A 19,290-nucleotide genomic window follows, 5' to 3' on the forward strand; every position below is an offset into this window, starting at 1 on the left:
CAATCACCCGATTCCAGGAATGAGGCGGACGACCAGGTCGATCAGCCAGATGCCGATGAAGGGGGTGATCACACCACCCACACCGTAGATCAACAGGTTTCGACCGAGCAGCTTCGACGCCGCTGCGGGCCGATAGCGAACTCCCCTGAGCGCCAACGGGATCAGCCCGATGATGACGAGAGCGTTGAAGATGACCGCGGACAGGATCGCCGACTTCGGGGTCGCCAGGTGCATGACGTTCAACGCCGAGAGCTGCGGATAGATCGCGCTGAACAGCGCCGGCAGGATCGCGAAGTACTTCGCGAGGTCGTTCGCGAGCGAGAACGTCGTCAACGCACCGCGAGTGATCAGCAGCTGCTTTCCGATCTCGACGACCTCGATGAGCTTGGTGGGGTCCGAATCGAGATCCACCATGTTGCCGGCTTCCTTGGCCGCCGACGTTCCAGTGTTCATCGCGACCCCGACGTCGGCCTGCGCCAACGCGGGAGCGTCGTTGGTGCCGTCACCGGTCATCGCGACCAGGCGCCCGCCCTCCTGTTCGGCGCGGATCCGCTCGAGCTTGTCCTCGGGCGTGGCCTCGGCCATGAAGTCGTCGACGCCGGCCTCCTCCGCGATCGCGCGCGCAGTGAGCGGGTTGTCGCCGGTCACCATGATCGTCCGGATGCCCATCGCCCGCAGTTCCGCGAAACGCTCGGCGATGCCGGGCTTGACCACGTCGGTGAGCGCAATCACGCCGAGCACCGTGGCGGCACCGCGCTCGGCGACGGCCACCACGAGCGGCGTGCCACCCGAGAGCGCGACCTTCTCGGCCGCATCCGATACGGCCGGATCGACCGTTGCTCCGTATCCGGACACCCACGCCGTCACGGCATCGCCGGCGCCCTTGCGGATCTGCTGCGGACCGGTCCCGGTGGCGATGTCGAGTCCGCTCATGCGGGTCTGCGCTGTGAACTCCACGAAGTCGGCACCACGTTCGGTGTCGGACGGCTCGGTGGAGAACCCGAACCGTTCGGCGCACAGTTCTACGATGCTGCGCCCCTCCGGTGTGCCGTCGGCCAAGCTCGACAGTCGTGCGGCGGCGGCCAGTTCGGCCTCGGTGCGGCCCGGCGCCGGGTACAACGCGGTGGCGCGTCGGTTGCCGAAAGTGATGGTGCCGGTCTTGTCCATCAGCAGCGTGTCGATGTCGCCGGCGGCCTCGACGGCCCGGCCCGACATCGCCAGCACGTTGCGCTGCACCAGTCGGTCCATGCCGGCGATGCCGATCGCCGAGAGCAACGCACCGATCGTCGTGGGGATCAGGCACACCAACAGCGCGATGAGCTTGATCGGGTCCTGCGCCTGACCGGCGTACTCGCCCATCGGGCCGATCGCCACCACCGCGAGCAGGAAGATGATCGTGAGCGATGCCAGCAGGATGTTGAGCGCAATCTCGTTGGGCGTCTTCTTCCGTGACGCCCCCTCGACGAGCGCGATCATCCGGTCGACGAACGACTGGCCGGGCGCACAAGTGATCTGCACGACGATCCGGTCGGACAGCACCGTGGTGCCGCCCGTGACGGCACAACGGTCGCCGCCCGATTCGCGTACGACCGGAGCGGATTCGCCGGTGATCGCGGATTCGTCGACGGTGGCGATGCCCTCGATGACGTCGCCGTCGCCCGGGATGACCTCCCCCGCCTCGACCACCACGGTGTCGCCGATCGCGAGCCGGGTGGCCGAGACCTCCTCGATCGCCCCCGACGCGGTCAGACGCCTGGCGATGGTGTCCTGCTTGACCTTCCGCAGGCTCGCGGCCTGCGCCTTGCCGCGCCCCTCGGCGACCGACTCGGCGAGGTTGGCGAACAGGACGGTGAACCACAGCCACGCGGCGATGAGCCACCCGAACACGGTGGGCTGCGCGATCGCCATCACGGTCGTCACTGTCGCACCGACCAGGACGACGAACATGACGGGGTTGCGCGCCTGGTGGCGCGGGTCGAGCTTGCGCACCGCCCCCGGGAGCGACGTGATCAGTTGACGGGGGCTGAAGATCCCCGCCTTGACCGGCGAGTGACCGTGCACAGACTCGTCGACCGGAGCGTCGGGAAGCGTGTCGGTGGAATTCACGGTGGGTTCAGTCCGCAGACTCATTGCAGGGCCTCCGAGATGGGCCCGAGAGCGAGGGCCGGGAAGAAGGTGAGGGCCGCGACCAGCACGACCGTGCCGGTGAGCAAGCCACCGAACATGACGCCGGAGGTGGACAGGGTGCCGGCACCGGCGGGCGTGCGACGCTGCGCGGACAGCGATCCGGCGAGCGCGAGCACGAACAGGATCGGGAGGAAACGCCCGATCAGCATGCACACGCCGAGCGCCGACTGGAACCAGTCGCTGGTCACCGTCAGTCCGCCGAACGCGCTGCCGTTGTTGTTCGACGCCGAGGCGAACGCATAGAGCACCTCGGAGAATCCGTGGATGGATTGCGGGCTACCGGGGTCGCCGCTGTTGCCGAGGTATCCGGTGGTGGATCCGAGGATCACGGTGATGCCGGTGCCGACGAGGACGAGGGCGGGCATCACGAGCACGGACAGTGCGGCCAGCGTGATTTCGCGCTGACCCAGCTTCTTGCCGAGGTATTCAGGGGTGCGCCCGACGAGCAGACCGCCGACGAACACTGCGATCAGGGCGAGCACGAGAATTCCGTACAGACCGGTTCCCACGCCGCCGGGCGCGATCTCGCCGATCAGCATGTTCAGCAGCACCGCGCCACCGCCGAGCGGGGACATGCTGTCGTGCGCCGAGTTGACGGCACCGGTACTGGTGCCTGTGGTGGTCACGGCGAACAGTGCCGATCCGGGGATGCCGAACCGAACCTCCTTGCCCTCCATCATGGAACCGGCCGCTTGTGCCGCTGCACCCCGTGCACCGGACTCGGCCGTGAGCGTCACCGCGAGCAGGCTGAAGTACAGCACCGACATCACCGCGAGGAGCGTCAGACCCTGCCGGCGGTCGCCGACCATCGTGCCGAACGTGCGGGTCAAGGAAACCGGGATGAGCAGGATCGCGAGGATCTCCACGACATTGGTGAGCGGGGTCGGGTTCTCGAACGGGTGCGCGGAGTTGGCCGCGAGGATGCCGCCACCGTTGGTGCCCAGTTCCTTGATGGCCTCCTGGGAGGCGACCGGTGCCAGGGCGTTGGTGACGCTGTTGCCGTCGAGTCCCGTCGAGGCGAAGCCCGTGTGGAACGACTGGATGACGCCCTGGCTGAGCAGGATCAGCGCGATGACGAACGCGATGGGCAGCAGGATGCGCAGGCAACCACGGGTGAGGTCCACCCAGAAGTTGCCGATCTCGCCACCGCGCGAGACGCGCACGAACCCGCGGATCAGGGCTGCCGCGACGGCCATGCCGACCCCGGCGGACACGAAGTTCTGCACGGCCAGGCCGACGGCCTGCGTCACGTTGCCCATCGTCGTCTCGGGGACGTACGACTGCCAGTTGGTGTTCGCGACGAACGATGCCGCGGTGTTGAACGCGACGGCAGGGCTGACGCCCGCGAGGCCGCCGCTGAGCGGCAGCACACCCTGGATCCTCTGTAGGAAGTAGAGGAACAGCACGCTGGCCGCGGAGAAGCCGAGAAGGCTGCCGGCGTACCCGTACCACTTCTGTTCGGCGCGGGGATCGATCCGGCAGATCCGATAGAGCAGGGATTCGATGCGCAGGTCACCGGATCGAAGATCGGTGTCGGTGGTGTAGACCTTGGCCATGTAGTCACCGACGGGGACGTACAGAATCGCTAGCACCGCTACGACCAGTGCTATCTGTAGTCCCGCTGCGAGAGCGGGATTCATGTGAAGACCTCTCGAGGACTAGAACCGCTCAGGGTTCAGGAGCGCGATGAGCAGGTACACCACCAGTGCGGCGGCGATCACGACGACGGCGATACTGACCGTCCCGGCGAATGTCACCGGATGCTCCGCGCCTGCAGACCACGCAACACCAGTGCACAGACGGTGAAAACTCCGATGATCAACCCGACGTAGGCCATATCTGCCATGACGTTCCTCTTCCGACTTCCTCGTGTGGACGCGCTGCGGATGGCAGCGCGGCGTGGGCGACATTTCCGGACGCCTAATGGAGGGTGCACCCGCTTCAGCGGTGTGAACGTCGCCCTAACGCTCTACTGACGCGGTCATCCGAACGCATTGACGCGATTTTTACGCGCCCTCCCCGTGCGCCGAGAGGGCGCGCACCGACGCCGGGGTCGGCACGTCGTCGGCCACCCAGGGAGCCCGGATCGGTTGCCCCGCAACCGTTCGCATCGGGACCAGTCCGGCCCATACGTCGGGATTGCGATCGCCCTCGCTCGGCAGCCCGGACCGGACCTTGACCGTCCACTGCCCGGGTTCGATCGGCAGCGCGATGCAGAGCGTCGCCGCCAGTTCCTTGCGCCTGAGCGCCCGCACCTCGGTGCTCCGACCGGGGATCAGCACGTCGGACAGCACCGTCAGCGCGCTCTCGGCCTCGTCCCCCACGACCGGCTCGAGATGCCCACGAACCACCGCCGATCGGTAGTTCGCCGACGAGTTGTAGAGGTTGTCGGCCACCACGATCGCGTCGAGCAGTGTCACGCACAGCGACGCGGGCGCGCCGGCGGCCACGTGCCGCAGCGCCCCGGCGCCGGTCGACCCGTGCAGCAGGATCCGGTCGCCGACGCGTGCATAGAGCATCGGTACCGCCCATGGCAGGCCGTCGACGACGGTCGCGAGCGTGCCCACCGACGCCGAGTCGAGCACGGCGTCGAGTTCGTCGCGCTCGGTCCGCGACCGCTCGGCATGTCGTCGGATTCGGTCCAGTTCGGCGGTTGGTTCGGTGGGGATCGGTTCGTTCGTTGTAGTCACGGTCCCAGACTGGGTGGATTCCGGTCTCAAATCCAGATCCAGAATTGTCACTTGTGGCAGACCAGTATCGTTCTCGGCATGGCCCGCACCGCGCGCGACATCCACCTGCACCTCGAGCCCGTGCCGTCCTCCGAACCGCTCCGGCACCGGGTGGCCGCGGCGATCGTCTCGGCTGTCCGCACGGGCACTCTGCACCCCGGTGATCCGCTGCCCCCGTCTCGGACGCTGGCCGCGGATCTGGGCGTGTCGCGGGCCGTGGTCGTGGACGCGTACGACGAACTGGCCGCCGCCGGCTACGTGGTGACCCGGCCGGGTTCCGGGACCCGCATCGCCGCCGACGCCGACCGCGCTGCACGCGCGGGCGCCGATCCGCACGTGCCACCGCCTCCGGTCCCCGAACCGCCCGTGCCGGGCAGCGAGCGCACGCCCGGCATCGACCTCGCACCCGGCCATCCGGACACCGACCTGATCTCGACGCGCGACTGGCGCAGTGCCTGGCGGTTCGCGGCCGGTACGCCCGCACCGCACGCCCCGCCCGGCGCGGACGGACACGTCGAACTACGCCGGGCCCTCGCGGTGCACCTGCGGCGGACCCGCGGCATCGCCGCCGAACCGGACGACATCGTCATCGTGCCGGGGGTGTCCGCGGCGATGCGCACCCTCGTCGCGGCCGCGGGTTTGTCCGGACGCGAGATCGCCTTCGAGGACCCGGGATACGCCATGGTCCGCCGGATTCTCGAAACGGGCGGGGCACGGATTCGCCCGGTGCCCGTCGACCACGACGGGATCGATCCTGCACTGGTGCGGACATCGGACGCGGCGGTGTATTGCACGCCGGCCCACCAGTATCCGATGGGCGCCCGCATGCCGGTGGCCCGCCGAGCGGCACTCGTCGCGGCGGCACGGGCGGCGGGGCAACTGGTCATCGAGGACGACTACGACGGCGAATTCCGTTACGGCGTGGCCCCGTTACCTGCCCTGCGGAGTATCGACGGCGGTCGCGACTGCGTCGCTTACGTCGGGACCACGTCGAAGATCCTGTCCCCAGGCCTGCGCCTGGCCTGGATCGTCCCGCCCGCGCACTTGCTCGAACCGATCCACCGAACGCTGCGCCTCAGCGGCGACTCGGCATGCGCGGTCACCGCACTCGCGCTCGCCCGGTTCATCGAATCCGGCGCGCTCACGCGACATCTGGCCCGTGCGGCGCGCACCTATGCGGCGCGCAGACATGCTCTGGTCGACGCGCTGCGCACGCGGTTGCCGGGGATGGATCCGACCGGGGTCGAGGCGGGACTGCACGTGGCCGTACGTCTCCCGGACGGGGTGGACGACGACGCCGTCGCCGACGAGATCGCGCGGCACGGAGTGACGGTCCGCAGCCTGGCCGACTACCGGGTGTGCGACTCCGGACCGCGCGGATTGCTGTGCGGCTACGCACGATTGCCGGAATCGCGAGCAGACGTCGCCGCGACGGTGATCGCCAATGTCATCCGCGAACAAGGTGGGACCGCGGCCGGCACCTCGGGCCGCGGTACGACGAGCGGTTCATGAACCTCGCCCGCCGAATCGGCTCACCGGCCCGACTCCGAGTCGAGTCCACGTGCCGGGGCTCGCACGATGATCGGTGGGGACGGTGTGCCCGCTTCCGTCATCGGCTCCCGTAGGCCGAGCCGCTCTTCTTCGGCTGCAGAATCGACCACCGCAGATATGGCCTGTTGCAGGCGAAGGAAATCCTCCCACCCACCGTCGCATTCGATCGAGGGGAGCCCGAAGCTCTCCGCTCGCCGCGCCCAGGTCAGATGAAGCTCGGTGAAGCGTTCGGGATCCTCCACGTGCTGGCACAGAACGTCGTCGAAGGCGACATCGTGCGCCACCATCTCGACAGCCACGCCGAACAACGGATGCTCGGCCGACACCTCTACCGCGATTTCCTCGGCGATCCCGGAGTGCGACATGTCGCACTCCGCGCTGGGCCGGGCAGTCGCGCACCAACCTTCGGGCAATGCGGCAAGTTGCGACTCGGTCAGGGGCATGCGTTTCCCTCAGTCGCCGTGCGTCATCCGCGAACGAGGCGCGGACGCGGCTGGCACCTGGGGCAGCTGTACGACGAGCGGTTCATGAACTTCTCCCGCTGGATCGGGGCGCCGCAGCGCTGGCACGGCAGGTTCTCCTGGCCGTATGCGGCCAGGGACCGGTCGAAGTAGCCGGACTGCCCGTTGACGTTGACGTACAAGGCATCGAACGAGGTTCCGCCCTGCGCGAGGGCCTCCTGCATGACGGCCTCGATCGCGGTCAACAACCGGCGCAGACGCGGTCCGCTGAGCTTGTCCGTGGGACGGTTGCCGTGAATCTCGGCGCGCCACAACGCCTCGTCGGCATAGATGTTGCCCACGCCCGAAACGACGGTCTGGTCGAGGAGAGCCCGCTTGATCTCGGTTTGCTTGCGCCGCAACGTTTTCACGACCGCGTCCGGATCGAATTGCGGATCGAGCGGATCGCGGGCGATGTGCGCCACCGAATCGGGCACGACGGTGCCGTCCACGGTGACGAGATCGGCGAGCGCCCACCCACCGAACGTCCGTTGGTCGACGAAACGCAGGTCGGTGCCCGAGTCGAGCCGTGCCCGGATCCGCAGGTGCTTCTCGTCGGCGACCGACGGATCCTGCACGAGCATCTGCCCGCTCATCCCGAGATGGACGACAAGCGCGACATCGTCGGGTTCGAGGACGAGCCAGAGGTACTTGCCGCGACGCTCGGCCGACGCGATCGTGCGGCCCTCGAGCCGGCGCGCCAGGTCGACCGAGCCGGGCAGGTGCCGACGAACCGCACGGGGATGCAGGACGTCGACCGTGTCGATCACACGGCCGACGACGTGCGCCTCGAGGCCGCGCCGGACGACCTCGACCTCGGGAAGTTCGGGCACGCTGCGTCTCGCTCCGCCCGGGCCCTACTGCTCGACGACGGGTTCGTCGACCGCGGTCGCCTCGGCGGCCTCCGAGAGCGCACTCCAGGCGGTGCTTGCCGCCTTCTGCTCGGCTTCCTTCTTGGACCGGCCGACGCCGACACCCAGGGCGTTGCCGCCGACGAGAACCGTCGCGGTGAACTCCTTGTCGTGGTCCGGGCCGGTCGCGGTGATCTCGTACACGGGGACGCCGACGCCGCGCTCGGCGGTCAGCTCCTGGAGGCTGGTCTTCCAGTCCAGGCCCGCACCGAGCTTCGGTGCACGCGAGAGCAAGTCGGCGAAGAGGTCGAGCACCACCGTGCGGGCGGTGTCGATGCCGTGCTCGAGGTGGATCGCTCCCAGGAGCGACTCCATGCCGTCGGCGAGGATGCTGGGCTTGTCGCGCCCGCCGGTCATCTCCTCACCCTTGCCGAGCAACAGGTGAGCACCGAGGCCACCGGGGCCGAGTCCTCGCGCAACCTCGGCCAGCGCGTGCATGTTCACGATGCTGGCGCGAATCTTCGCGAGTTCACCCTCGGACTTCTCCGGATGCGCGAGGTACAGGCGCTCGGTGATCGTCACACCGAGAACAGAGTCGCCGAGGAACTCGAGACGCTCGTTGGTCGGCAACCCACCGTGCTCGTACGCGTACGAGCGGTGGGTGAGCGCCAACGTCAACAGCGCCTCGTCCAAAGGAACGCCAAGAGCGGCGAGGAGCGATCCGTGATCCCCCTCGCCGCCGGCGAGTGCTGTATTGCTTTTTTTGCTGGTCACAGCGCCACTGAGCAGACTAGACCGCGGCGGTAACCTGACGGCCCTTGTAGGTGCCGCAGGACGGGCACGCGACGTGGGGCAGCGTCTTCTCGCCGCAGCCACGGTTCGGGCAGGTGATGAGGGTGGGCGCAGTGGTCTTCCACTGGCTCCGTCGCGACCTCGTGTTGGACCGCGACATTCTGCGCTTGGGAACAGCCACGTCTACTTCTCCTCGTTGATCTTGCTGGCATCAGCAGTTGCATTGCTGGCGTCGGATCCTGCACCGAATTTGGCTGCGAGCCCAGCCCAGCGAGGATCCATTGTCTCATGACCATGCCCGGATTCCGCAATCGCCAGGCGAATGCCGCATTCGGGGCACAATCCCTCACAGTCGTCGCTGCAGAGAGGCTGGAGCGGAAGCTCCAGTCCGACCGCATCGACGATCACCGGTTCGAGGTCGATCTCGTCGTCCACGACCCGGTAGATCTCGTCCTCCTCGGTGGTCTCCTCGGTGGCGCTGTCCGGGTAAGCGAACAGCTCCGTGAGGTGAAGGCTCACCGAGTCGTCGAACGGTTCGAGGCACCGCGAGCACTCACCCACCGTGTCCGCGCGAACGGAACCGGTGACGAGCACCCCCTCGGACACCGATTCGAGCCGCAGATCGAGTTCCACGTCCGTGCCCTCTTCGATCGCGACGAGGTCGAGACCGATCCGCGAGGGAGCCGGAACCACCCGCGACACAGTGCGCATCGAGCCGGGACGCCGCCCCAGCGAGAGCGTGTCCAGCACGAAACCCTCGTCACGCGTAGGGCGCGAGGACTTGTGACGATGCGATGACACGGGTGTTCTCTTTCAGAAGACATGGAACGGGCAACCACTCCACGGTACGCGATGGAGGGGCCCGGAAGGAAATCGGAAGGGCGCTACCGCCGACGGTCGCCGTAGCCGGCGTCGTAGTCCGGCACCCCGGTGCCCGTCCGCAGCTGCTGACGTCCCCGGCCCACCGAGCGGATGGTGCCGTTGAGGAACTCCTCGAACTCGGCGAGCTTCGTGTCGACGTACAAGTCGCATTCCGAACGCAGACGATCCGATTCGGCGTGCGCCGCGTCGACCACGCGGGCCGACTCGGCGTGCGCGGCCTGGACCACCTCGGCCTGCGAGACGAGCCGCTCCTGCTCCGCGACACCGTCCGCGACGGACCGCTCGTACGACGCCTTGCCCGACTCGATCATCCGGTCCGACTCCGCGCGGGAGCGGGACGTCAGCGAGTCGTACTCGCGCTGCCCCTCCGCGACCGTCACGTCGGCCTCCTCGCGGGCGTCGTGAACCAACTGCTCGGCATGCGAGCGCGCCTCGGCGACCATGCGGTCGGCCTGGGCCTTGGCGTCGGCCAGGATGCGGTCGGCGTTCTCGCGCGCATCGGTGATCGTCTCGTGCGCCTCCGCGTTGGCCCGCCCGACCGTCTGCTCCGCGTTCTGACGCGCGTCGCCCACCAGCTTGTCGCGGTGGTCCAGCACGTCCTGCGCGTCGTCCAGTTCACCCGGAATCGCGTCCCGCACATCGTCGAGAAGCTCGAGGACGTCGCCGCGCGGAACGACGCACCCGGCGGTCATCGGAACCCCACGTGCCTCCTCGACGATCGCAACAAGCTCGTCGAGTGCCTCGAATACCCGGTACACGCACAACCCCAATCGTCAGGTGCCAAATCGGTGCTGGCGTCCAGTCTGCCTCAGTCACCGCGGCCGAGCCGCCGCGGCGGCCGGTGTGTCGGCTCAGCCGTTTTCGGCTGCCCGTTCGGCGAGCCGAGCGGTCAGCCGCGCGTGGACCTTCTCCGGCACCATGTCGGCGACGTCGCCGCCGAACGTCGCGACCTCCTTGACCAGCGAGCTGGAGAGGTAGCTGTAGGTGGGGTTGGTGGGGATGAAGAGGGTGTCGACACCCGAGAGCTTCTGGTTCATCTGCGCCATCTGCAGCTCGTAGTCGAAGTCGTTGGCGCCGCGCAGGCCCTTCACGATCGCCGTGATCCCTTGCGACTTCGCGTAATCCACGAGCAGTCCCTGCCACGCCGCGACCCGCACGTTGGTCAGGTGGCTGGTGGCGTCCTCGAGCATCTCGATGCGCTCGTCGACAGTGAACAGACCGCGCTTGTTCTTGTTGATCATCACGGTCACGACGACCTCGTCGAACAGCGCCGCGGCGCGTCCGATCACGTCGAGATGACCGTTGGTCACGGGGTCGAAGGATCCGGGGCAGACGGCGCCAGTCATGAGTCCAGACCGTAGCAGGTGGCGACCTCGATTCTGGTCTCGCCGTAGCGCTTGACCCGCTCGGGCCGCATGCCCTCGGGCCACGACGTCTCGGGCGAGCGCGACGACCGCTCCACCACCACGACCGACCCCTCCCCGACCCACCCGTTCGCGAGCAGCGCGGTGAGTGCCGCGGTGACCGATTCCTCGGTGACCGCGTACGGCGGATCGGCCAGCACGACATCGAATTCGCGCTCGGCGGCGCCGCCCACGACCGCCGCCACCGGCGCCGTGCGCACGCTGGCCCCGGGCAGGCCGACCGCGGTCACGTTCTGCTTGATGACGGCGGCGGCCTTGGTATCGGATTCGACGAGCAGCACGTGCCCGGCGCCCCGGGACAACGCCTCGAGCCCGAGGGCGCCGGAACCTGCGTACAGGTCGAGCACGGCGGCACCCTCGAGCTCGACGCGACTGTCGAGCGAGCTGAACAGGGCTTCGCGGACTCGTTCGGACGTCGGCCGGGTCCCGCTCGCGGGCACCTTCAAACGCCTGCCTCCGGCACGGCCGGCGACGATTCTTGTCACGCTGTAAGTCCTGTCACTCGCTGGTTCTCACTCGTTGCCGGCGGTCTCCCTCGTCGACACGACGGCCAGGAGATCGCCACCCTCGACCTGCGAGGTACCGCCGATGGCAACCCGCGTGACGATACCGCTGCGCGGTGCTGTGATCGCCGCCTCCATCTTCATGGCCTCGATCGTGGCGACGGTGTCACCGGCCGAAACATGCTGCCCCTCCGTGGCGACGAGGCTCACGACACCGGCGAACGGCGCCGCGACGTGGGCCGGGTTGTTCTTGTCGGCCTTCTCGGCTGCCGGGACCTCGCTCGCGATGGAGCGGTCGCGCACCGACACCGGCCGCAGTTGGCCGTTGAGGATGCACATGACGGTGCGGTAGCCGCGCTCGTCGGGCTCGGAGATGGCCTCGAGGCCGATGAGCAGTTCGACGCCCTTGCCGAGCTTGACCCGATGCTCCTCGCTGCGGCGCAGGCCGTAGAAGAACTGGTTGGCCGACAGCTGGGAGGTGTCGCCGTACTTCTCGCGATGCTCCTCGAATTCCTTTGTGGGACCGGGGAACAGCAGCCGGTTGAGCGTGGCCTGACGCTCCTTGGCGGTGCCCGACAGCCCCTTCTCGTCCTCCGCGGTCAGCGGCGTCTCCGGCTTGGCGGGACCGCGACCCTCCAGGGCCTTGCTGCGGAACGGCTCGGGCCAGCCACCGGCCGGGGTGCCGAGCTCACCGCGCAGGAATCCCACGACCGAATCCGGGATGTCGAACTTGGCGGGGTCGGCCGCGAACTCGTCGGCCGCGACGTCCGAGCCGACCATGTGCAGCGCCAGATCACCGACGACCTTCGAGGACGGGGTGACCTTGACCAGACGGCCGAGCATGCGGTCGGCGGCGGCGTACTTGGCCTCGACCTCCTCGAAGCGGTCACCGAGGCCGAGGGCGATGGCCTGCTGGCGCAGGTTCGACAACTGGCCGCCGGGGATCTCGTGCGTGTAGACGCGTCCGGTCGGGGCCGGGATGCCGGATTCGAACGGGGCGTACACCTTTCGCAGTGCCTCCCAGTACGGTTCGAGGTCGCACACGGCCTGCAGGTCGATGCCGGTGTCGTATTCGCTGTGCGCAGCGGCGGCGACGATGGCCGAGAGCGCGGGCTGACTGGTGGTGCCCGCGAGTGGTGCGGCGGCGCCGTCGACGGCGTCGGCGCCGGCGTGCCAGGCGGCGAGGTAGGTGGCGAGCTGGCCACCGGGGGTGTCGTGGGTGTGCACGTGCACCGGCAGGTCGAAGTTGCTGCGCAGCGCCGACACCAGCTTCGCGGCGGCGGGGGCGCGGAGCAGTCCGGCCATGTCCTTGATCGCGAGGATGTGCGCGCCGGCGTCGACGATCTCCTCCGCCAGGCGCAGGTAGTAGTCGAGGGTGTAGAGCTTCTCGTTCGGGTTCGCGAGGTCGCCGGTGTAGGACAGCGCGACCTCGGCGATGGTGGTGCCGGTCTCGCGGACGGCCTCGATCGCGGGGCGCATCTGGTCGACGTTGTTGAGGGCGTCGAAGATCCGGAAGATATCAACACCAGTTGCCGTGGCTTCATCTATGAACGCGCGGGTCACCTTCTCCGGGTACGGGGTGTAGCCGACGGTGTTGCGGCCGCGCAGCAGCATCTGCAGGTTGATGTTCGGTACGGCCTCACGCAGCGCCGCCAGCCGGTACCACGGGTCCTCGTGCAGGAACCGCAGCGCCACATCGTAGGTCGCGCCACCCCACGCCTCGATCGAGAGCAGCTCGGGGGTCATCCGGGCGACGTGGCCGGCGACGTCGAGCAGGCCCGACGTCCGCACGCGGGTCGCCAGCAGCGACTGGTGGGCGTCGCGGAACGTGGTGTCGGTGACCGCCAGTGCCTTCTGCTCGCGCAGCGCCTTCGCGAATCCCTCGGGTCCCAGGGCGAGCAACTTCTGACGGGAACCGTCCGGCGGCGCGACATCGAGGTCGATCTTCGGCAGCTTGTCGTGCGGGTAGATCGCCGTCGGCCGGTCGCCGTGCGGCTTGTTGACCGTCACGTCCGCGAGGTAGTTGAGGATCTTGGTGCCGCGGTCGGCCGAGCTGCGCAGCGTCAGCAGCTCGGGGCGCTGTTCGATGAACGACGTCGTCACGCGTCCCGCACGGAATTCGGGGTCGTCCAGGACCGCCTGCAGGAACGGGATGTTCGTCGAGACGCCACGGATACGGAACTCGGTGACCGCGCGGCGGGCACGCGCGACGGCGGCCTCGAGGTCGCGGCCACGGCAGGTGAGTTTGACGAGCATCGAGTCGAAATGGGCGCCGACCTCGGCGCCGAGGTTCGCGCCGCCGTCCAGGCGGACGCCCGCGCCGCCCGGGGTGCGGTAGGCGGTGATCCGGCCGGTGTCCGGACGGAACCCGTTGGCCGGGTCCTCGGTGGTGATGCGGCACTGCAGCGCCGCACCACGGATCGTGATCGCGTCCTGCGACAGCCCGAGATCGGCCAGCGTCTCGCCGGAGGCGATCCGCAGCTGCGCCTGCACCAGGTCGACATCGGTGATCTCCTCGGTCACCGTGTGCTCCACCTGGATACGCGGGTTCATCTCGATGAACACGTGGTTACCGCGGGTGTCGAGGAGGAACTCGACCGTGCCCGCACACCGGTAGCCGATCTGCTTCGCGAACGCCACCGCGTCCGCGCAGATCCGATCCCGCAGCGCCGGATCGAGATTCGGGGCCGGCGCCAACTCGATCACCTTCTGGTGCCGACGCTGCACCGAGCAGTCCCGCTCGAACAGATGAATCACATTGCCCTCGCCGTCCGCGAGGATCTGCACCTCGATGTGCCGCGGATCGACCACCGCCTGCTCGAGGAACACCGTCGGATCACCGAACGCCGACTCCGCCTCCCGCGACGCCGCCTCGATCGACTCCCGCAACTGGCCGCGCTCGGCGACCCGCCGCATCCCGCGGCCACCACCACCGGCCACGGCCTTGACGAAGATCGGGAACTCCATGTCCTCGGCGGCGGCGAGCAACGCGTCGACGTCCGCGGACGGCTCCGACGACGCCAGCACCGGCAGCCCCGCCGCCTTCGCCGCCGCGATCGCCCGCGCCTTGTTACCCGTCAACTCCAACACCTCGGCCGACGGGCCGACGAACGTGATGCCCCGCGCCTCGCACGCCGCCGCCAGATCCGGATTCTCCGACAGGAACCCGTACCCGGGGTAGATCGCGTCCGCACCGGCACGCTCGGCCGCCGAGACGATCTCCTCGACCGACAGATACGCGCGCACCGGATGACCGACCTCACCGATCTGGTAGGACTCGTCGGCCTTCAACCGGTGCACCGAGTTGCGGTCTTCGTACGGGAACACCGCAACCGTTCCGGCACCCAGTTCGTAGGCGGCACGGAAGGCGCGGATCGCGATTTCGCCGCGGTTGGCGACGAGAACTTTGGTGAACATGGGAGCAAAGTACCCTGCCGCGAACCGCGCCGCGCCAGTACCGTCCCACGATACGGAACGCTTCGCAAGCTTCACAAACAGGCACTCTGACATGCGAAATTGGCAAGTTTGCAAACCGGGGAAGAAGTGCCCTGCACAGGCCGCACGGAGGGGTCCCGCGCCGGTTTCCCGCGCCCGGATCGACGGCTAGGACTTCTCCAGAAATTCGATCTTCTCGGAGTCGAGCGCCGCAGCTACCATCGCCGCGAGGCCCGGATGCTCCGTCAGATCCGGATCGGCATCGGTAACGCTGCGGGCGAACTCCTGGGCCGCCTCGATGACGTCCTCGTGCTCGAGCAGCGACAGCAGCCGAAGGGTGGTCGCGCTGCCCGACTGCGCCGAGCCGAGCACGTCGCCCTCACGCCGCTGCCGCAGGTCCAGCTGCGCCAGCTCGAAGCCGTCGTTGGTGCCGGCGACCGCGGTGAGCCGTTCGAACGCGGTCGAGCCCGGCATCATGTCGGTGATGAGGATGCACAGCCCCTGATGGCTGCCACGCCCCACACGCCCGCGCAGCTGGTGGAGCTGGCTGACCCCGAACCGATCCGCGTCGACGAGCACCATGACGGTGGCGTTCGGGACGTTCACACCCACCTCGACCACCGTGGTGCACACCAGCACGTCGATCTCGCCCGCCGTGAAGTCGCGCATCACCGCGTCCTTCTCGTCGGACGGCAGTCGGCCGTGCAGCAGCCCGATCCGCAGATCCCGCATCGGGCCCGACCGCAGCTCGTCGAACAGATCGACCGCAGACTTGGTCTCCGGCGGCTCCTTCCCTGCCTTGATCAGTTCGGCGTCACTGTCGCCGTCCCCGATGCGCGAACACACGACATACGCCTGCCGGCCCGCGGCAACCTCCTCACGGATCCGCTCCCACGCCCGCGCCACCCACTGCGGAGTCTGCCGGGCAGCGACCACCTTGCTCACAATCGGCGCCCGCCCCTGCGGCAACTGGCGCAGCGTCGACGTCTCGAGGTCGCCGAGCACCGTCATCGCGATCGTGCGCGGGATCGGCGTCGCGGTCATGACCAGCAGATGCGGGCTCAGTCCTTCCTTGGCCCGATTGCGCAGTTCGTCGCGCTGCTCGACGCCGAACCGGTGCTGCTCGTCGACGACGACGAAGCCGAGGTCGAAGAACTCCACGTTGTCCTGGATGAGCGCGTGGGTACCGATCACGATCCCGGCATCGCCGGTCACGATGTCGAGCAGCGCGGCCCGTCGAGCCTTCGTCGACATCGATCCCGTCAGCAGCGTCACCTTGGTCGCCAGATCCGCTGCCCCGAGCTCGCCGGCCGTACCGAGCGGGCCCAGCATTTCCCGCAACGACCGGGCATGCTGCGACGCAAGCACTTCCGTGGGCGCGAGCAGCGCGCACTGGTATCCGGCGTCGACGGCCTGCAGCATCGCGCGCAGCGCCACGATCGTCTTGCCCGAACCCACCTCGCCCTGCAGCAGCCGGTTCATCGGGTGCGGCCGAGAGAGATCACTCGAGATCTCCTCGGCCACCTCCTTCTGCCCGTCGGTGAGCTCGAACGGGAGCATTTCGTCGAATGCGGCGGCGATGCCGTCCGGCTTCGGCGGGCACTGCGGCGCCACCCGCACCGCGATGTCCCGTCGGCGCTGCGCGAGCACCAATTGCAGGGCCGCGGCCTCGTCGAAGCGCAGGCGCTCCTGCGCCCGCCCGATGTCGTCGCGGGTCTCGGGCAGGTGCACCAGGCGCAGCGCCTCGTCCAGCCCGATCAGGTCACGCTCGGCGCGCACCTCCGGCGGCAGCGGGTCGTCGACGACGTCGAGCTGGTCGAGGACCTGCCGGACGCACCGCAGCAGCGTCCAACTCTCGACCTCGCGGGTCGCCGGGTACAGCGGGATCAGCTCGCGATCGAAGATCGACATGTCCACGCCGGCCCCCGACTCCTGCGTGGCCCGGGCCATACCCGCCAGCGCACCGGCACCCTGCACATGCGCCATCGACACGATCTGGTCCTCACCCTCGGCGGGCTCCGGCAGGACCAGATAGCTCGGGTGCGTCAGGCTCCACTTGCCGCGGAAGTACTTGACGGTGCCCGAGAACATGGCGCGCACACCCTTGCGGATCGCGTGCTTGACCTTGTGCGGATTGAAGAAGGTGACATCGACACTCTGTGACTCGGCGGCGAGCACCACCTTGAGCATCTGCCCGCGGCGACTCTTCATGTTCACCACATCGGCCTTGACCACCCGCGCGATGATCGTGACGTGCGAGCCCTCCTCGGGCTCCTTCTCGGTGAGCTCGCGCCCCTGCGCCGCGTACCGGTGCGGATAGTGCCGCAGCAGGTCCTCGACCGTGTGGATGTCGAACGCCTCGACGAGCGCGTCGGCCGTCTTGGTGCCGAGCAGGTGATCGAGTCGATCGTTCAGCGTCGCCATGTGAGCAGTCCCGTCGCGCGTGCCATCGATACTGTCGCCATCCATCCGCCCTCTACTCGACCCCGAACTGCAACAGGTCGCGGCTCTGCCCACCGCGGTAGACCATCACCTCGACACCCGGATGCCGCGCGGTGATGTACGAGGACACCCGCTCCCCCAGATCGTCTCCGGCCTTCGCGCCCAGCAGGATCGTCACCAGCTCGCCGCCGGACCCCAACACGAGGTCGACGAGACGACACCCCGCGGCCGCGACGTCGCGTTCGATCACGACGACCTCGTGGCCGACGAGGCCGAGCCCGTCACCGGGCTCGCAGGTACCGACATAGGTGAGCGCGCGCTCGTCCGCGACGCGCAGCGATCCCCACCGGGTCGCGGCCGCGGCCTCCGACATCGCGAACGCGTCGTCCACCGCGATCCGGTCGCCGTCGTGCACGGCGATCGCGGACAGCGCCTGCACCGTCGACGAACTCGGCAGGAACACCACCTCGCGGTCGTCGGCGCGCGCCTGCGCACCCACCGCGACCAGATCCTGCGCGGGCAGGGCGCCGTTCGGGAGCACCATCACCTCACGCCGCCCGGTGCCGCGGATCGCCGCGAGCAACTGGGCCCGGGTGATCTCGCCGTCCGAGCGCAGCACGTGCGCTCCCTCCTGCGCGAAGATTTCGGCTGCGCCCTCGCCCTCGACGACCGACACCACCGCCCGTGGGCCACCTCCGGACACGGCCGCGGTCCGCGCCGCGTCGAGCACGAAGCAGGTGATCCGAACCTCGGACAATCGCCCGGCGGCAAGTCCGGCCTCGACCGCAGCGCCGGCGTCCGCGCAGTGCACGTGCACCGACCACGTCGCCGAGGCGTCGTCACCGCCGTCGCTGACGATGACGACCGAGTCACCGAGATCGCACAGTTGCAACCGGAGCGACGCGATGCGGTCGTCGTCGCTGTCCGCGACGAGATACATCACCTCGTAGTCCTGGCCGGGAACCTCGTGAACGGGGTGCGGCGTCGCGCACACACGGCTGGAGTCGGACCCGGACTCCTCGGGCAGCGCCTGGACCGGCGCGCGTTCGGGGGCACGACCAGTGACGACCTCGACCAGGGCGTCGAGGATCACGACCAGCCCGCGGCCGCCCGCGTCGACCACACCGGCCGCCCCGAGCACGTCGAGTTGGGTGGGCGTCCGAAGCAGCGCATCGGACGCCGCGTCGGCCGCCACCCGGACCAGATCCACCAGAGAGACGTCGAACGCGCTCGCGTCGGTCGCGTCGGTCGCGTCGGCGGCTGCCGCGAGGACCGTGACGATCGTTCCCTCCATCGGCACGCTCACCGCCTCGAGCGCCAGGTCCGTCGCGTGCCTCAGCGCCGACCTCAGGGTCGTGGCGTGGAGGACGTCGGCATCGGACGACTCCGCGATCCCGCGCGCGAACCCGCGCAGGACCTGGGACAGGATCGCCCCCGAATTGCCGCGGGCGCCCGTCACCGCGCCGCGCGCCAGGGCCTGGGCGACGGCCGCCGACCCGGCACCGTCGCCGGCAAGCCCCACCGCCCGGACAGCGGACCGCATGGTCGCGAGCAGATTCGTGCCGGTGTCGGCATCCGGGACGGGAAAGACATTGAGGTCGTTGATCTCGTCGCAGTGCTTCTCGAGGCCCGCGACGCACGCGAGGGCCCACCGGTACAGGGCAGGGCCGTCCACCGTCTCCGGGACCTCCAGCACTCGCCTGTCCTCTCCTGCGCCGACCTCGCACGACCACCGGATCGGGCACCCTCCGAGAGGCCGCCGGTCCCAGTCAGGCAAGCCTAGCGGGGCAGCCGGACAGCCCACCGTTCCCGCACCACCACCGGACGGTAGGCTCACCCGAGGCCTTCGGAGTGATCCGACGTGCCCGTTTCCGCCGCGAGACCGGTGATTTGGCCAATCGAGGCGGAGCGGTTACGCTAGCTAGGTTGCCTCGCACGAGCAGCTCTGCTGTGCGTGTTCGAAGGCGCCGTACAAGACAATGTTTGACTATCAC

The 19,290-nt window shown here is 68.8% G+C and carries 16 protein-coding genes; 1 reads left to right on the forward strand and 15 read right to left on the reverse strand.

Going from position 1 to position 19,290, the window contains the following annotated elements; all coding sequences use genetic code 11:
* Positions 1-3 precede the first annotated feature (3 nt).
* The 4 genes from kdpB to ACQ5DX_RS14780 form a co-directional block, all read right to left on the reverse strand.
* The gene (gene kdpB, locus ACQ5DX_RS14765; RefSeq protein WP_430333319.1) at positions 4-2,130 is read right to left on the reverse strand and encodes a potassium-transporting ATPase subunit KdpB; all 2,127 of its coding nucleotides are present in this window, start codon (positions 2,128-2,130) and stop codon (positions 4-6) included.
* Positions 2,127-3,827: a potassium-transporting ATPase subunit KdpA gene (gene kdpA, locus ACQ5DX_RS14770; protein WP_430333320.1), complete on the reverse strand. Its 1,701-nt coding sequence runs from the start codon at positions 3,825-3,827 to the stop codon at positions 2,127-2,129. The genes kdpB and kdpA overlap by 4 nt, the downstream gene beginning before the upstream one ends.
* A gap of 18 nt (positions 3,828-3,845) precedes the next feature.
* On the reverse strand, positions 3,846-3,944 hold the full coding sequence (gene kdpF / locus ACQ5DX_RS14775; protein WP_430333321.1) for a K(+)-transporting ATPase subunit F: 99 nt from the start codon (positions 3,942-3,944) through the stop codon (positions 3,846-3,848).
* 249 nt (positions 3,945-4,193) lie between these two features.
* A complete protein-coding gene (locus ACQ5DX_RS14780; protein WP_430335675.1) occupies positions 4,194-4,832 on the reverse strand; it encodes a pyridoxamine 5'-phosphate oxidase family protein in 639 nt (212 codons plus the stop codon).
* 123 nt (positions 4,833-4,955) lie between these two features.
* Here ACQ5DX_RS14780 and ACQ5DX_RS14785 point away from each other — a divergent pair, with 123 nt between their 5' ends.
* Complete coding sequence (locus tag ACQ5DX_RS14785; RefSeq protein WP_430335676.1) at positions 4,956-6,428, forward strand: PLP-dependent aminotransferase family protein; 1,473 nt, start codon at positions 4,956-4,958, stop codon at positions 6,426-6,428.
* Between the two features lie 20 nt (positions 6,429-6,448).
* On the opposite strand, the gene ACQ5DX_RS14790 is transcribed toward ACQ5DX_RS14785, so the two are convergent.
* From ACQ5DX_RS14790 to ACQ5DX_RS14840, 11 genes are all read right to left on the reverse strand, one after another.
* On the reverse strand, positions 6,449-6,910 hold the full coding sequence (locus ACQ5DX_RS14790; RefSeq protein WP_430333322.1) for a hypothetical protein: 462 nt from the start codon (positions 6,908-6,910) through the stop codon (positions 6,449-6,451).
* 23 nt (positions 6,911-6,933) lie between these two features.
* Positions 6,934-7,800, reverse strand: a complete 867-nt coding sequence (gene mutM / locus ACQ5DX_RS14795; protein ID WP_430333323.1) for a bifunctional DNA-formamidopyrimidine glycosylase/DNA-(apurinic or apyrimidinic site) lyase — start codon at positions 7,798-7,800, stop codon at positions 6,934-6,936.
* Positions 7,801-7,824: 24 nt separating this feature from the next.
* Positions 7,825-8,592, reverse strand: coding sequence for a ribonuclease III (rnc, locus tag ACQ5DX_RS14800; RefSeq protein ID WP_430333324.1), 768 nt, complete (start codon positions 8,590-8,592; stop codon positions 7,825-7,827).
* A gap of 16 nt (positions 8,593-8,608) precedes the next feature.
* Positions 8,609-8,791 (reverse strand): 50S ribosomal protein L32, encoded by a 183-nt coding sequence (gene rpmF, locus ACQ5DX_RS14805; RefSeq protein WP_081880878.1) that lies wholly within the window; start codon positions 8,789-8,791, stop codon positions 8,609-8,611.
* 2 nt (positions 8,792-8,793) lie between these two features.
* The gene (locus tag ACQ5DX_RS14810; RefSeq protein ID WP_348604711.1) at positions 8,794-9,360 is read right to left on the reverse strand and encodes a YceD family protein; all 567 of its coding nucleotides are present in this window, start codon (positions 9,358-9,360) and stop codon (positions 8,794-8,796) included.
* 134 nt (positions 9,361-9,494) lie between these two features.
* Positions 9,495-10,250: a DivIVA domain-containing protein gene (locus ACQ5DX_RS14815; protein ID WP_430333325.1), complete on the reverse strand. Its 756-nt coding sequence runs from the start codon at positions 10,248-10,250 to the stop codon at positions 9,495-9,497.
* A 93-nt stretch (positions 10,251-10,343) separates the two neighbouring features.
* Entirely contained in the window at positions 10,344-10,838 is a 495-nt protein-coding gene (gene coaD, locus ACQ5DX_RS14820; RefSeq protein WP_430333326.1) for a pantetheine-phosphate adenylyltransferase, read from the reverse strand.
* A complete protein-coding gene (rsmD, locus tag ACQ5DX_RS14825) occupies positions 10,835-11,401 on the reverse strand; it encodes a 16S rRNA (guanine(966)-N(2))-methyltransferase RsmD (RefSeq protein ID WP_430333327.1) in 567 nt (188 codons plus the stop codon). Before rsmD ends, coaD begins: the two co-directional genes overlap by 4 nt.
* Before the next feature lie 27 nt (positions 11,402-11,428).
* Positions 11,429-14,836 carry a pyruvate carboxylase gene (locus tag ACQ5DX_RS14830; RefSeq protein ID WP_430333328.1) on the reverse strand — a complete coding sequence of 1,136 codons (3,408 nt, stop codon included), beginning with the start codon at positions 14,834-14,836 and terminating at the stop codon, positions 11,429-11,431.
* A 186-nt stretch (positions 14,837-15,022) separates the two neighbouring features.
* Positions 15,023-17,278 (reverse strand): ATP-dependent DNA helicase RecG, encoded by a 2,256-nt coding sequence (recG, locus tag ACQ5DX_RS14835; protein WP_430333329.1) that lies wholly within the window; start codon positions 17,276-17,278, stop codon positions 15,023-15,025.
* A gap of 52 nt (positions 17,279-17,330) precedes the next feature.
* Complete coding sequence (locus tag ACQ5DX_RS14840) at positions 17,331-18,992, reverse strand: DAK2 domain-containing protein (protein WP_430333330.1); 1,662 nt, start codon at positions 18,990-18,992, stop codon at positions 17,331-17,333.
* Positions 18,993-19,290: the final 298 nt, after the last annotated feature.

This window comes from Rhodococcus sp. ACT016, assembly GCF_050477185.1.
Lineage (GTDB): Bacteria > Actinomycetota > Actinomycetes > Mycobacteriales > Mycobacteriaceae > Prescottella.

Coding starts and splice junctions, on each gene's coding strand:
- kdpB (WP_430333319.1), bottom strand. CDS start 2,130: ATGAGTCTGCGGACTGAACCCACCGTGAATTCCACCGACACGCTTCCC.
- kdpA (WP_430333320.1), bottom strand. CDS start 3,827: ATGAATCCCGCTCTCGCAGCGGGACTACAGATAGCACTGGTCGTAGCG.
- ACQ5DX_RS14785 (WP_430335676.1), top strand. CDS start 4,956: ATGGCCCGCACCGCGCGCGACATCCACCTGCACCTCGAGCCCGTGCCG.
- ACQ5DX_RS14790 (WP_430333322.1), bottom strand. CDS start 6,910: ATGCCCCTGACCGAGTCGCAACTTGCCGCATTGCCCGAAGGTTGGTGC.
- coaD (WP_430333326.1), bottom strand. CDS start 10,838: ATGACTGGCGCCGTCTGCCCCGGATCCTTCGACCCCGTGACCAACGGT.
- ACQ5DX_RS14830 (WP_430333328.1), bottom strand. CDS start 14,836: ATGTTCACCAAAGTTCTCGTCGCCAACCGCGGCGAAATCGCGATCCGC.
- recG (WP_430333329.1), bottom strand. CDS start 17,278: ATGGCGACGCTGAACGATCGACTCGATCACCTGCTCGGCACCAAGACG.